Here is a 13,047-nt window from a genome sequence, read left to right on the forward strand (position 1 = left end):
TTCAAATCACCTCCCTGTATCGATGTGCGTCACACTTTGTAGGAGATTTTGCCCCGATGAAGGAGACGTAGTGGGCTACGCTGACTGAATCGGGACAAAATATGCCGGGAAGTGGGGCGTGCAGATCGCGGGAATGAATTTTCAAACACGCTCTAGCTCTTTGACATCAATCTGCAGAATTTCTTCCTTTATTTTATCACACTAACAGAGCACCGTCCATTCATGTATGTGCATCTCCTATGTTACACCTGCAATTGTTTTTCTTTCTCATGTTATGATATAAAATGCTGGTTTCCTCCGTTTTACTACTGCATTTTTATTAAATTTCCATCGTGTCAAATTCCCGTCCCGGATTTTTTATTTACTCTTTCAACGTGCGCTTTAAAAATATAAATACGGATACTAACTACAATAAAATAAGTAATTTACATTTTTTCCATTATTTTGTATACTTAATACATCAAATGATAGAAAGAGGAGGAACAATATGAAAGTCATCAGTCACGGAATTGTTAACGGCATTATTGAGGACAAGTACGGTAAACGCGGTTCCCATTTCAACGAATTCGGGATGTCGACCTATTCGCTTCCGTTCGAAGTTCTGGATGCCCCGGAAGGAACAAAGAGTTTTGCACTTCTCCTGGAAGATAAAGACGCATTTCAGGTCAATGGAGGTTTTTCCTGGATTCACTGGGCCGCCGCAAACATAACAAGAACTAAGATTGAAGAGAATGAGAGCCAGACTGCAGCTGATTTTGTCCAGGGTGTCAATACCTGGAACTTTAAGCAGAGCAGTCCTGAGAATAAAAAGCTTACCGCTTTTTACGGAGGTATGGCTCCGCCGGATGCACCACATATCTATGAGCTTCATGTGTATGCCCTGGACTGCCTCCTTGATCTGGAAAATGGATTCCTGATGAACCATATGTACCGCCAGATGGACGGACATATCCTGGAACAATATACGCTGAAGGGCGAATACAGTAATTAGTGAAAGAACGGTGTAAGACAGTCTTTGCTTCTTTCATACTGCCGGGCTCTTTAACGGCATAATTCCTATCAAATAAAAAGAGGACGGCCAGGGAGTATCCCTGTCCGCCATTCTTTTATTGGCTGGTTATCGGAGTATCCCGTCTATGTCATAATAGTTCATGATCCGGTAATCCATCCTGCTCTAAATTTCATTTCTGGTTTGCCTGCTGCTTCAGATACGGGAACAATCCGCCCGCCTTCATAATGTCGTTTTCCAGATTACTGACGGCATCACCGTGAAACTCTTTCCGATTCGTCAGATCTCTGATCGTCCCCGTCGCAGTGTCGATCTCAAGTTCATCTTTATCTGATATCTCGCCGTTTTTAATCGCCTCCCCAAGATCTTTGACAAAGAGAACCAGATACCCGTTATTGACCGCATTCCGGTAATAAATTCTGGAAAATGTCTCCGCCAGAACGCAGGGAACACCTCCGTACTGGAGACAGTACACGGCATGTTCGCGGCTGGAACCGCAGCCGAAGTTTTTTCCGGCGACTACTATGTCACCCGGCTTTACTTCTTTGGCAAAGTCCTCCTTGCCGGGATAATACTCAAATGCATACTGGGGCATATTTTCCGGATCCGTCTCCGCCAGATATTTATTATGGTATATCAAATCGGTATCGACATCATCGCCGAATACCCAGGCTCTCCCTTTAAGAATGCTCATATTCATTTCCTCCATTTCCCCCGATTATCCGAGAATCTCCCTCGGGTCGGTGATACAGCCTCTGACCGCCGTCGCCATGGCCGACATCGGGCTCATCAGATAGGTATGGCTCCCCTTCCCCACTTTGCCGATAAAGTTCCTGTTGGTCGTGGAACAGCCGACGTCACCGGACGGCAGGGCTCCGTAGTGCTCCGCGGTGCACAGGGAACAGGTAGGATTTGTAAATACAATGCCTGCTTCCAGAAATTTTTCAATCATTCCCTCTTTTGCGCACCGTATCTGAACTTCCGTAGTGCTCGGGGTAATAATAGCACGGATACCGGGACTGATTTTCCCTCCCCCGGCCATCAGCACGTCATAGGCTGCCTTCAAATCTTCAAAGCGGCCGTTGGAACAGGAACCGATATGAATCTGGTCAACCGCAGTGCCTGCAACTTCACGCACAGGACGGACGTTATCCGGAGCGTCCGGACAGGATGCCAGCGGTTCCAGATCCGTCACATCATAGTGCAATACCTTGCAATATTCCGCATCGGAATCGGCTGCGAGCAGCTTTGCACGCTCTCTTACCTCCTCCCCCGCCCTATCTGCCAGCCATTCAAGGACTTCTCCGTTCGGCATAATTAACGGGACTTTTCCGCTCATTTCCGTGACCATGGAACAGAGTGTCAGCCTCTCGGCCAGTGTAGCGCGTTCGATTGTCTCACCGGTAAATTCAACTGCGAGGAAATCCATACCGCTGGCTCCCAAATCACCGACAATGTGGGTCAGTAGATCCCGCATGCACACTCCTCTTTGAAAGGAACCGGTAACTTCTATTTTCATCGTCTCCGGCACACGGAACCAGTTTGTCCCATTGATATAAGATGCCGCTATATCGGAATTGCCCACACCGGTTGCAAATGCGCCGACCGCTCCCAGAAGGTTCATATGGCTGTCCGTTCCCAGGACCACATCACCCGGTTTTATCAGGCCGTGCTCCAGCATAACATGCTGGCCGATGCCGTGGTTGATATCAAATACATGCCTGATTCCCTGGCGTCTTGCAAACTCACGGATGATTTTCTGGTTGTTGGAAACTTTCTCTGAATGGGAGGGTGCCTGAAGATCAAAGGTATATGCAATCTTATGGGGATCCCATACTTTTGCATCCTTCCCCATCTCCTTTTCAAACTGCAGTACGCAGTTGGCTCCTCCAAAATCGCGGGCGGAGGCCAAATCAATCCTGCACCATATGCGGTCACCGACCTCAACCGGATGGCCGGAAGCCCGCTCCATTATCTTTACAATTGCTGTCTTGCCCATTTTTTCCCCTTTCACCGCTGCGGCTATTTCATGCCGAGAAATGATTTTACCGCTTCGAAATTGATAAAATCCGCCTTGTTAATTACAACACCCTCGGGACTGCGGAGCGTCCCATCGCCCTCATGGGCATGGTTTGCTATGATATGGCCGATTCTGCTGGAGCAGCCGTTGCGCAGTGCCAGCACCGTGCCCGAAAACGGATGGCGCAGATTCTTGCCGAATTCTGATTTTATCGTAACCCCATCCTCATTTTTTTCATACTCAATCAGCTTTCCCACATCATGGAGCAGAGCCCCTGCAATCAACTCGTCGTGATTCAGGGTAAAAGCGGCGTCTTTCTTCGAATAGATATCATTAAATTCGTCCATGGCGGCTCTTGAAATCCGGGTAACGCCGCGCACGTGATCCAGATAACTGAACGGACAGTCCGGTATCAGCAGTGTAAACGGGATGTTATCCATATCATCCGGTTCCCAGCCTCCGGTTTTGAGTGCATCTATGTAGGTTGCGACCACCTTGTCCTGAAGTTCCCCGTCCTGAATCCAGCCGATTTCAGGGAACAGTTCTCTGATTCTTTCTTCCATTTTTATCACCTTTCCTCTGTCAGTTCCTATTTTTATCTGTTCATACTTTTATCAGTCCAGGCTCTTACCGGTTCATATTCTTACCGATTCAGGCTCTTACCGGTTCAGGCTCTTACCGGTTCAGGCTCTTACCGGTTCAGGCTCTTACCGATTCAGGCTCTTACCGGTTCAGGTTCTGTTCATTTCCCATATTTACCAGTTCAGCAGGGACAGGAAATCACCCGGATTTGTCTCCTGTTCAAACCGTGTACAGCGGTCAATGACCTCTTTTATCGTCTCTTCCTTCAAAAGTCCCGTGGCCGCGGTGACAAACTTTTCAACCAGTTCACCGAATCCGACCGGATTCTGCGGGGAACCTTTCAGGTCATAGCACTCTTCCCCGTATTCGCTCCCGTCCTTCATGATGATTTTAACCTGTGCGCCGCGTTTTTTGGGGTACAGGGCATTGACCTCATCATCAATACGGACTGTCACCAGCTTTGCCAGTTTCAGATACTCCTGATTTGTATAAGCTTCTTCCTTCAGATGGCGGACGGCAACGCCATGTTCCTTAAGCGCCAGGGCAACTCCGTAAGGAATGCTGAACTTTGCCTCCCCCGGATTCTTTGGTTCATAAATAATTCCGGTCAGCTCATATGCCACCCTGTGGGTTCCTACCTCCACGGCAGCCACATTTTCCGGAGCAATATGATTCTTTACCGTCAGATTCAGTACGGCCTCGATGGCCGGCTGGGAATGGCGGCAGGTCGGATAAAATTTATTGTAGGTCTCCGATATCTGATAATCCTTCCCGAGCCCTTCCGTTACCGTCTCCGGGCTGATGGTTTTGCTCATCGCCTGGAACAGTCCCGTCCTGCCCTCAAAAACGGTTGTGGTTCCCGGAAGCCCCTGTTCCGCCACATAGGCGCAGCAGATACCGTTATAGGCGGCGTTGCCCACCATCACACATTTGGACTGCTGCCCCGAGACGGTAGCCTCCATCAGACCGGATGCCTGGAGGCCTGCCATGCCAAGGCCGTTGGCCATCCTCTCTTCGTCCAGCTTCATCAGTTTACCGGTGACTGCCATTGCGCCTACCGTATCACAGGTTGCCGATGGATGGAATCCCCGGTCAATGAGCTGAGGACTCTGTGCAGCCGCAAGCCGGTATACAATCTCATATCCCAGCACAATCGCGGTCAGTATTTCTTTTCCCGTGGCATTCAGCTTTGCTCCCATCACCAAAGCCGTCGGAACAACCACTGCACCTGCATGGACGCCCGCAAATTTATGCCCGTCGTCCAGTTCTATCGAATGGGCAAATGTGGCGTTCAGCATCGCCGCCCGCGGGGCAGGAAAACACGGACAGGGCTTTTCCCCGATAATTCCGCACTCCCCTTTTCCGATCTTTTCCATCGCCGCAATCAGCGCATCCGCATAATTCCATCCTGAGCGGCCAGCCAGCATGGCGCCGATTGTGTCCAGCAGACGCTCCCTGGCAAGATCCGCCACACCGGACGGAAGATCTTCATAATTTGTCTTTACAAGAAAATCCGCAAACTGATGTGTCAATTCCATCTTATAACTCCTCCTTTACCAAAGTCTCTTACTGTCGGTCTCCCGGTTATTGGAAATCAAAGACTCCATTGCAGTTTTCATCAACGGTTTCATCACAGGTTTCAATACTGTTTTTATCACAGCGCCCGAGATATTTCTATTGTACAGAAATCATTTCTTTTATATAGAAATTTTATCACAGAAATAGGTAAAATACAATAACCATCATTAAAAAATTTCTTTTCATTTATCTTTTGTTTTTTCGGACGGTTTCCGCATGGGAAGAAGTTCCCCCCGCATTTTGGCCCGTAAGTAAACCATATCAATTTTCTAAGAATATTATATAATTTTTTGAGGGAAAAGAATGAGAAATCATATACAATTGGGGAAGCATATCAGAGATACCGGATGGCAATAGAGTGAATGCAGAAAACGCTGCCCCCAAATAAATATTTTATCAGGAATGCAGCGTCTCTTCCATTTTTAATTTTTCAGAATGAACAGGGCTGTTGATTTTATCTGCTCTTTCAGTCTCACTTAAAGCAAGGCAGTTTCAACTGCAACGTACCCCTTATGCAAACGGGTTTTCGGTCTTATACAGCATATTCTTAGGCTGGTTGAATCCGATCTCTTCCGCATCCACACCGATATACTTAAACACCTCGTAGATTGCCTTTCCATAATGGCCGAAGGCAACCGCTCCGTGGTGCGGGAAGTTCTTCTCAATCAGCACATGACGGTAAAAACGGTTCATTTCGGGAATTGCGAAAATTCCGATGGCTCCAAAGGAGCGGGTGGCTACCGGAAGAACCTCTCCCTGGGCGATGTAGGCCCGGAGTTTGCAGTCCGCCGTGCTCTGCAGGCGGAAAAATGTAATATCGCCCGGCACAATATCACCTTCCAGCGTACCCTGCGTCACTTCCTCGGGAAGCGCCCTGGCCATAATGAGCTGGTATTTCATCTCACAGAACGAAAGTTTCTTTGAACTGGTGTTGCCGCAGTGGAATCCCATAAAAGTTTCTCTCTGGCTGTAATTGTGGACTCCCCTAATATCCTCTTCATAGAGGTCGGCCGGTACGGAATTGTTGATATCTAAGAGGGTTACCGCATCCTCACTCACACAGGTCCCTATAAATTCACTCAGCGCACCATAGATATCCACCTCACAGGATACCGGAATTCCCCGGTCCGTCAGACGGCTGTTCACATAACATGGCACAAATCCAAACTGTGTCTGGAATGCCGGCCAGCATTTACCCGCAATCGCCACATACTTTCGATATCCCTTATGTTCCTCCACCCAGTCAAGCAGCGTCAGTTCATACTGTGCCAGTTTTTCCAGAATTTCCGGTTTCCGGTTGCCCGCTCCCAGTTCCGCCTCCATGTCTTTTACCACCCCGGGTATCCGGTCATCACCCGCGTGTTTATTAAACGCCTCAAATAAATCCAGTTCGGAATTCTCCTCAATCTCCACTCCCAGGTTGTAAAGCTGCTTAATCGGAGCATTGCAGGCAAGAAAATTCAGCGGCCTCGGACCAAAGCTTATGATTTTCAAGCCGGAAAGACCTACAACGGCCCGGGCAATCGGTACAAATTCATGAATCATATCGGCACATTCTTCGGCCGTGCCGACCGGATACTCCGGAATATACGCCCTGATGCCGCGCAGCTTCAGGTTATAGCTTGCATTCAACATACCGCAGTATGCATCCCCACGCCCCTGAACCAGATTGTTTCCGCTCTCCTCGGCCGCCGCGATAAACATGGACGGTCCGTCAAAATGTTTTGCCAGTAGAGTTTCCGATATCTCCGGGCCAAAGTTTCCAAGATAAACTACAAGCGCGTTGCAGCCGGCGGTTTTCACATCCTCCAGCGCCTGTACCATATGGAGCTCACTCTCCACAATGCAGACAGGACATTCATAAATATTCTGTGCATCATACTTTGCCCTGTAGGCCTCCACCAGTGCCTTTCTCCTGTTTACGGAAAGGCTCTCAGGAAAACAGTCCCGGCTTACGGCCACAATTCCTATTTTTACTTCCGGTATGTTATTCATATCAATATCCTCCATCTTTTTTATTGCTTCGGATGTTATCACTGCGGGCGCCGTCACTGCGGATGCGGCGGTATTATCACTGCGGATACAGCGGCGGCATGCTCGCCCTACAGCTTCGCCAACTCTTTAAAATCCGTCTTCAGGCTCCGGTACAGGTTCCGGTAAAGTTTATGGTACTCTGCATAAATTTCTACATTGTCTTTATCCGGTTCGGTGCTGCTTTCCACTCCGATGAGCGCATCGCAGGCCTCCTCCACGCCCGGGTAGATGCCGCAGCCCACACCGGCCAGAATAGCGGCTCCCAGTGCAGGGCCCTCCTCCTGTTTCACGGTCTTTACACTGCATCCATAGAGATCGGAGAGAATCTGACGCCAGACCGCACTCCGGCCTCCGCCCCCGCAGGCCATCATCCGGGAAACCTCCACTCCCATTTCCCTGAGAATATCATTGCAGTCACACAGGGAGTATGCAACACCCTCCATGACGGCGCGGAGCAGATGCTTTTTCGTATGGATGGCGGACAGTCCGAAAAATACGCCCCGGCAGTCCGGATCCAGATGCGGCGTACGCTCTCCCATCAGATAGGGGAGATAAAGCAGCTTATCGCTTCCGGCCGCCACCGTCTCCACATCCCTGTTGATAAGGTCGTACACGTCTTTCCCCTGTGCGTTGGCCTCCGCCGTATAATCCTGGCAGAACTGATCCTTAAACCATTTCAGGGAAAGACCTGCTCCCTGTGTCACGCCCATAATATGCCACGCACCTGGAACGGCGCAGCAACAGGTATGTACCCTGCCCTTGGGATCGATGGAAAGTTTACTGCTGTGGGCAAATACCACGCCGGAGGTTCCAATCGTGGTAAATGCGGTACCATCCCGCACAATTCCCGTTCCCACGGCCGCCGCCGCATTGTCTCCCGCGCCTCCCACTACCCTGACGCCGGTATGCAGGCCGGTTTGGGCGGCGATTTCCGGAAGCAGGCTGCCGGTTACCTCGCAGGATTCATAGACCCTGCCCAGCATGGATTGATCGATTGAAAGGGCATCCAGCACCTCGTCCGACCAGCGCCGTCCCGGCACATCGAGAAGCTGCATGCCGCTGGCGTCGGATACCTCGGTGGCAAATACCCCTGTCAGCACATAGCGGATATAATCTTTAGGAAGCAGAATATGGCGGCACCTTTTATAGTTATCCGGTTCATGATTTCTCACCCACAGGATTTTGGCAGCCGTCCAGCCGGTCAGCGGAGGGTTCGCCGTGATTTGGGTCCAGCGCTCTCTCGGCATGATAGCGAGCATTTCTTCCGTCTCTTTTCCCGTTCTCTGATCACACCAGATAATGGACGGACGTATCACCTCCCCTGCCTCGTCCAGCATAACCAGTCCGTGCATCTGTCCCGACAGGCCGATACCCGCGATATCTGCGGCAGGCACTCCCGACTTTTCCACAACGCTCTTCAGCGTTTCCAAAACCGCGTTCCGCCAGTCCTCCGGCCTCTGCTCGGCCCAGCCGTTCTCAGGCTGATACAGCGGGTATTCCCTGGAAGAGGAACAGACGGCATTCCCCGTTTCATCAAACAGCACCGTCTTCGTCGCGGACGTTCCTACGTCGATCCCTATCAGATAATTCATGTGATACCCCTTTCTCTGCGTTTTTCTATCTATGATTATATCTTGTCCCGATTCCTCTTTCCAGACTAAAACTTGACCTCACAATAGCACTTTCTTGCCTTTTTATCTTTTTTGGCCCATCCGTTCCCTGTATGTGCTCGGCAGGCAGCCATAGCGCTTTGAAAATGCTTTGGCAAAGGCACGGCTGTTAGGAAATCCGTTATTAAGCGCCACGTCGTTCAGGCTGTGAGTTGTACTCATCATCTCCCGCAGCGCATACTCGGTCCTCAGGTTCAAAAGGTACGTTTTATAACTGACGTTGGCATATTTTTTAAACATCCGTGACAGATAGGTGGGGGAAAAGCCAAATTCGTCCGCCACGCTCTTCAGCGTAATATCACGGCTGTAATGTTTCTTCATATAAGATGTAATGCCGGACAGTTTTTCCAGATGGCGTTTCTGCCGGATTGTCTCCTGGTTCTCTTCGGTCTGCATGAACTCCGTAACCATCAGATACAAAAGTTCCAAAAACAGGCTCCGAACCTTCAGCTCGAAAGCAAACCGCTTCTGCTGGTAGATGGTAAACATCTCTCCAATCAACCGGGCCAGCCCCCCGTCGAGCTCCGCTCCCCGCTTTAGAAATACCGTGCGTCCGTCCTCCTCCAGATAACCGGAAAAACAGCTCAGCGGAATCTGGACCACAACGGTTTTATTCGGCTCCGGCGCTTCAATGGAATGAATTTCATTGGAATTTACAATCACAAAATCTCCCGCCTTAAGAGGCAGGCTGTTCTCCCCAAAGTAAAACTCAAGCCGTCCTTCCATCACCAGGAATATCTCAATCGAGCGGTGCCAATGGCCGGCCCGCCGGTAACTCCCGTCCTTGCCTTCAAACAGAAACATTTTAAACGGCAGGTCCTCGTTGGGCAGCACAAGTTCATGGTTGAAATCTCCGTTCATAATATTCACCCCCTTATGGGCTCATTTTACCGCAAATGGCAGAACCGTGCAACAGGAAGGACCCCTTTCAGGGAGGCTGTTCCCACCCGGAGGACGAGCCTGGCCGGAGCACAAACCTGACCGAGGGGCTCTCCTCCCTGGGGGGGCTCTCCTCCCTGGGGGTTCTCCTCCCCTGGGAGCCCTCCTCCCCGGGAGACTCTCCTCCCAGAGGTTTTCTATACTGTGGAAGAATCCATAGAACTTTCCCACAGAAAAAAAAGACCTGCCACACTCCGTGACAGATCTTTATATCCGCTCTCTAAACACATCCTTTACCCAGCCGCATTCTACTCGCGCTTCCGCTTCACCGGCCCTGTACCCACGATGCCTTGACCGTACTTAAATCACGCATCCCATTTCCCGTGAAATCTGAAGCGCCGTCTCACGGATTCTCGGAGTTACCGCCTCCTCTACCTCTTTTGTAAATCTTGGTGTCGGACAGCTTAGGAATATGGCTGCCACCACTTCCTTTTTCGCATTGAAGATTGGCGCCGCAATGGAGCAAAGGCCCACTTCCCTCTCTTCGCGGCTCACGGCCACACCGTCGGCCCTTACCTTTTCAAGCTGGGATCTCGTGTAGGAGCTGGAACCGTCCTTTAACAGGCGGTCTATCGTCTCCGGTGTCTGATACGCTAAAAGGACCTTGCCGGAAGCTCCCTTTGTCAGGGAATGGCGTTCTCCCAGACTGAAGTCGCGTCGCAGCAGACGAGTGCTGTTCAAACGCATCACACAGACGCGTGAATCGCCCTGCAGGGAATATACGCCGACTCCTTCGTTAAACTCGTCCCTCAGCGCCTCCAGATACGGCTGCGCGATCTGGCAGTAATCCAGATTGGAGAAACTCACCTGGCTTAACTGTGCCAGACGGAATCCCAGATAATATCTGTGGTTATTGGGATGCCTGTATACATAATTCTGATTTTCCAAAGTACCTAAAAGGCGCAGCGTCGTACTCGGATATAAACCAATTTCACGCGATATTTCAACCAGGGAAAAGCTGACCCGTTCCGGCGAAAAACAATTCAATATCTGCAATGCACGCTCAACCGCACGTACATTATTATCTACTTTCTTTTCACCTGTTTCTGTCTTTTTTGTGCCTGCCAACTGATTTTCCTCCCGACTTAGTTTCTAAAATAGATATCTTAACTCTTAGAGCGTGTTTCAAAATTGCTTTCCGTCAGATGTGCGTCACACTTTGTGGGGCGTGCAGGTGGCGGGGATGAATTTTCAAACACGCTCTAGTACAGTGAAAAGCGCTTTACGGACTTTTCATCGTCGTTTATTCAGTTAATTATACCATTTCCGCAAGATCCTGGCAAACACTTATTCCCATTTATCCTCCACAGCCGAAGCCGTATGTTTGCTGTTCACAGCCTGCCATAAAGCGGCATGTGGGAACCATCGCGCTTCCTGTCTTGTCCCCTATTCTGAAAGACTGCGGGGCATATCGAGCGCAATCCGGCCTTCTTTTCTGGCCGCAGCTCTTTTCGCAATATAGCCGGGGTATCCGACGGCAATGCTGCCGAAAATATCTTCTTCCTCACGAAGCCCCAGCCTCTTAAAGATTGACCGCACCTCCGGCACATCAGTCAGCCAGTGAGGCTGATTGCTCCAGCATGCCCCAAGTCCCAGAGCCGTTGCGGCAAGCTGCATGTTTTCCAGCGCATTGGCACAGTCCGCCATGCTGTTGCCGTGGCTGCGCAGGGAGACGGCGCTTATGAGGGTCGGTGCATGATAAATAAAATGGTATCCCTCTTTCCTCGCCCTGATAATCCCCTTATTGATATACGCTCCCTCGACAATCTCCCTGGAGGCCAGTTCTTTGCGGATAACCTGATTCAATTCTTCCATCAGAAGCGGATTCTGTATCACCAGAAAACGGCTGTACTGGAGATTGCCGCCCGTCGGGGCATATAAGCCGCACTCGAGTACCGTCTTTAAATCCGCATCCTTAATCTGTTCCTCCTTATACACCCGGACGCTCCGGCGTTCCAGCATATTGGTAATTACAGGGTTCATAATTTTCCTCCCGCTTTTCATTTTAATCGTCTCAATCGCGGACGTAGACATATCCTTCCATAATACGTCTGGCCGTACGGTCCAGGTTACCGCTCAGCACCGTATGGGTGCCGTCCTCCTCCACCTTCAGATCGGCATATGCATCCATGATCCCCCACGGATGTCCAATGCGAAGATGCATGATACGGTCGGTTCCCAGAGACAGTTTCGCAATCTCATTCACTATGGTTCCCGGCGTATTGGCCGCGGTTACGGTACAGATCGCCCCGGTCCCCATATAGGCGTCAATCATCTTCATCCCTACGGAAAACAAGCGTCCCACAAGATCAACATCCCCGGCTGCTATTGCTTTTCCGCTTCCCGCGGTGTAATCCGCCGGCTTTGTGGCAAAAGCAATCTTTGGCAATGTCTGGCTGTTGATTCTGGCATCCTCCAAGTCCTTTGCAAACCCAAGGGTGACTGCTCCGGTTCCGCGTATGATTTCCAGGATACGGCAGATTTCTCCGCAGTTCGGAAGGGCGTTGAACTGGGAAGGAATCTCGGTGCCGGTCACGCCGAAATCCTCGGGATGCACGAAAATAACGGGATTGGCCGCATCCACAAAAGAATATTCGTAAACCTTTCCCTCAATTTCAATGGTATCCTTTGCCTTTCCCGTCGGCAGAAGTTTGCCGGACGCCGCTCCCTGGGGCGCTACGAATTTGAGCGTCACTTTCGCCGCCGTTCCCGGAACTCCGTCGATGGCAAAGTCTCCCTCCGTCACCGCCCTGCCGTCCTTTACCGGAACCCGGGCAATAATTTCTTTCTGTGTATTGGTATTAAAAATATGTACCTCCGTAACTGGCTCCACTGCCTTCACAAGGCCCTCGTCGATGGCAAAAGGGCCCACCGCGGAGGAAATATTGCCGCAGTTCATCGTCTTTCCAACAATAGGCTGATTGACGTCTACCTGCCCGAACTCATAATCCACATGAATGCCCGGGCGCTCACTTTTCTTAATCACAGCCACCTTGCTGGTCGATGTGTTGGCTCCTCCCATTCCGTCAATCTGTCTGCGGTCGGGGCTGCCGAAAGCGCTTAAAATCACCCGATCCCTCTCCTGCATATCGGCGGGCAAATCCCCGTCGTGAAAGAACACGGCCTTACTGGTTCCGCCCCTCATATAGACACAGGGAATCCGCCGGTTTGGTTTATATACTTTATCCATGATTAAAAACCTCCTGAAAATCTGA

Annotated in this window: 14 protein-coding genes; 2 read left to right on the forward strand and 12 right to left on the reverse strand. The window is 50.5% G+C overall.

What is annotated here, in order from left to right:
- Position 1: 1 nt before the first annotated feature.
- Positions 2 to 145 carry a DUF6783 domain-containing protein gene (locus QZT18_RS23445; RefSeq protein ID WP_366925792.1) on the reverse strand — a complete coding sequence of 48 codons (144 nt, stop codon included), beginning with the start codon at positions 143 to 145 and terminating at the stop codon, positions 2 to 4.
- A 342-nt stretch (positions 146 to 487) separates the two neighbouring features.
- On the opposite strand from QZT18_RS23445, the gene QZT18_RS04520 reads away from it, so the two are divergent.
- Positions 488 to 991, forward strand: coding sequence for a YbhB/YbcL family Raf kinase inhibitor-like protein (locus tag QZT18_RS04520; RefSeq protein WP_294145018.1), 504 nt, complete (start codon positions 488 to 490; stop codon positions 989 to 991).
- Positions 992 to 1,181: 190 nt separating this feature from the next.
- Here QZT18_RS04520 and QZT18_RS04525 read toward each other — a convergent pair whose 3' ends face one another.
- The 9 genes from QZT18_RS04525 to QZT18_RS23450 all read right to left on the reverse strand — a co-directional run bounded on the left by QZT18_RS04525 (position 1,182) and on the right by QZT18_RS23450 (position 11,031).
- The gene (locus QZT18_RS04525; RefSeq protein ID WP_294145020.1) at positions 1,182 to 1,703 is read right to left on the reverse strand and encodes a 3-isopropylmalate dehydratase; all 522 of its coding nucleotides are present in this window, start codon (positions 1,701 to 1,703) and stop codon (positions 1,182 to 1,184) included.
- Between the two features lie 24 nt (positions 1,704 to 1,727).
- The gene (locus QZT18_RS04530; protein WP_294145022.1) at positions 1,728 to 3,008 is read right to left on the reverse strand and encodes an aconitase/3-isopropylmalate dehydratase large subunit family protein; all 1,281 of its coding nucleotides are present in this window, start codon (positions 3,006 to 3,008) and stop codon (positions 1,728 to 1,730) included.
- 23 nt (positions 3,009 to 3,031) lie between these two features.
- Positions 3,032 to 3,592 carry an HD domain-containing protein gene (locus QZT18_RS04535; protein ID WP_294145024.1) on the reverse strand — a complete coding sequence of 187 codons (561 nt, stop codon included), beginning with the start codon at positions 3,590 to 3,592 and terminating at the stop codon, positions 3,032 to 3,034.
- 192 nt (positions 3,593 to 3,784) lie between these two features.
- Positions 3,785 to 5,149 carry an MmgE/PrpD family protein gene (locus QZT18_RS04540; protein WP_294145026.1) on the reverse strand — a complete coding sequence of 455 codons (1,365 nt, stop codon included), beginning with the start codon at positions 5,147 to 5,149 and terminating at the stop codon, positions 3,785 to 3,787.
- 550 nt (positions 5,150 to 5,699) lie between these two features.
- On the reverse strand, positions 5,700 to 7,184 hold the full coding sequence (locus tag QZT18_RS04545; RefSeq protein ID WP_294145030.1) for an L-fucose/L-arabinose isomerase family protein: 1,485 nt from the start codon (positions 7,182 to 7,184) through the stop codon (positions 5,700 to 5,702).
- Positions 7,185 to 7,291: 107 nt separating this feature from the next.
- A complete protein-coding gene (xylB, locus tag QZT18_RS04550) occupies positions 7,292 to 8,815 on the reverse strand; it encodes a xylulokinase (RefSeq protein WP_294145032.1) in 1,524 nt (507 codons plus the stop codon).
- A 102-nt stretch (positions 8,816 to 8,917) separates the two neighbouring features.
- Positions 8,918 to 9,754 carry a helix-turn-helix domain-containing protein gene (locus QZT18_RS04555; protein ID WP_294145033.1) on the reverse strand — a complete coding sequence of 279 codons (837 nt, stop codon included), beginning with the start codon at positions 9,752 to 9,754 and terminating at the stop codon, positions 8,918 to 8,920.
- 378 nt (positions 9,755 to 10,132) lie between these two features.
- On the reverse strand, positions 10,133 to 10,900 hold the full coding sequence (locus tag QZT18_RS04560; protein ID WP_294145037.1) for an IclR family transcriptional regulator: 768 nt from the start codon (positions 10,898 to 10,900) through the stop codon (positions 10,133 to 10,135).
- Positions 10,901 to 10,938: 38 nt separating this feature from the next.
- Complete coding sequence (locus QZT18_RS23450) at positions 10,939 to 11,031, reverse strand: DUF6783 domain-containing protein (protein WP_366925793.1); 93 nt, start codon at positions 11,029 to 11,031, stop codon at positions 10,939 to 10,941.
- Here QZT18_RS23450 and QZT18_RS23455 point away from each other — a divergent pair.
- Positions 10,992 to 11,087, forward strand: coding sequence for a DUF6783 domain-containing protein (locus QZT18_RS23455; RefSeq protein ID WP_366925794.1), 96 nt, complete (start codon positions 10,992 to 10,994; stop codon positions 11,085 to 11,087). The genes QZT18_RS23450 and QZT18_RS23455 overlap by 40 nt on opposite strands.
- A 131-nt stretch (positions 11,088 to 11,218) precedes the next feature.
- Here QZT18_RS23455 and QZT18_RS04565 read toward each other — a convergent pair whose 3' ends face one another.
- Together QZT18_RS04565 and QZT18_RS04570 are read right to left on the reverse strand one after the other, a co-directional pair.
- Complete coding sequence (locus QZT18_RS04565) at positions 11,219 to 11,815, reverse strand: nitroreductase family protein (protein ID WP_294145039.1); 597 nt, start codon at positions 11,813 to 11,815, stop codon at positions 11,219 to 11,221.
- A 31-nt stretch (positions 11,816 to 11,846) separates the two neighbouring features.
- Positions 11,847 to 13,022, reverse strand: a complete 1,176-nt coding sequence (locus QZT18_RS04570; protein WP_294145041.1) for a 2-methylaconitate cis-trans isomerase PrpF family protein — start codon at positions 13,020 to 13,022, stop codon at positions 11,847 to 11,849.
- Positions 13,023 to 13,047: the final 25 nt, after the last annotated feature.

Source organism: uncultured Clostridium sp. (genome assembly GCF_900547735.1).
Classification (GTDB): Bacteria; Bacillota; Clostridia; order Lachnospirales; family Lachnospiraceae; genus Otoolea.

Coding starts and splice junctions, on each gene's coding strand:
- QZT18_RS04520 (WP_294145018.1), top strand. CDS start 488: ATGAAAGTCATCAGTCACGGAATTGTTAACGGCATTATTGAGGACAAG.
- QZT18_RS04525 (WP_294145020.1), bottom strand. CDS start 1,703: ATGAGCATTCTTAAAGGGAGAGCCTGGGTATTCGGCGATGATGTCGAT.
- QZT18_RS04530 (WP_294145022.1), bottom strand. CDS start 3,008: ATGGGCAAGACAGCAATTGTAAAGATAATGGAGCGGGCTTCCGGCCAT.
- QZT18_RS04535 (WP_294145024.1), bottom strand. CDS start 3,592: ATGGAAGAAAGAATCAGAGAACTGTTCCCTGAAATCGGCTGGATTCAG.
- QZT18_RS04540 (WP_294145026.1), bottom strand. CDS start 5,149: ATGGAATTGACACATCAGTTTGCGGATTTTCTTGTAAAGACAAATTAT.
- QZT18_RS04545 (WP_294145030.1), bottom strand. CDS start 7,184: ATGAATAACATACCGGAAGTAAAAATAGGAATTGTGGCCGTAAGCCGG.
- xylB (WP_294145032.1), bottom strand. CDS start 8,815: ATGAATTATCTGATAGGGATCGACGTAGGAACGTCCGCGACGAAGACG.
- QZT18_RS04555 (WP_294145033.1), bottom strand. CDS start 9,754: ATGAACGGAGATTTCAACCATGAACTTGTGCTGCCCAACGAGGACCTG.
- QZT18_RS04565 (WP_294145039.1), bottom strand. CDS start 11,815: ATGAACCCTGTAATTACCAATATGCTGGAACGCCGGAGCGTCCGGGTG.
- QZT18_RS04570 (WP_294145041.1), bottom strand. CDS start 13,022: ATGGATAAAGTATATAAACCAAACCGGCGGATTCCCTGTGTCTATATG.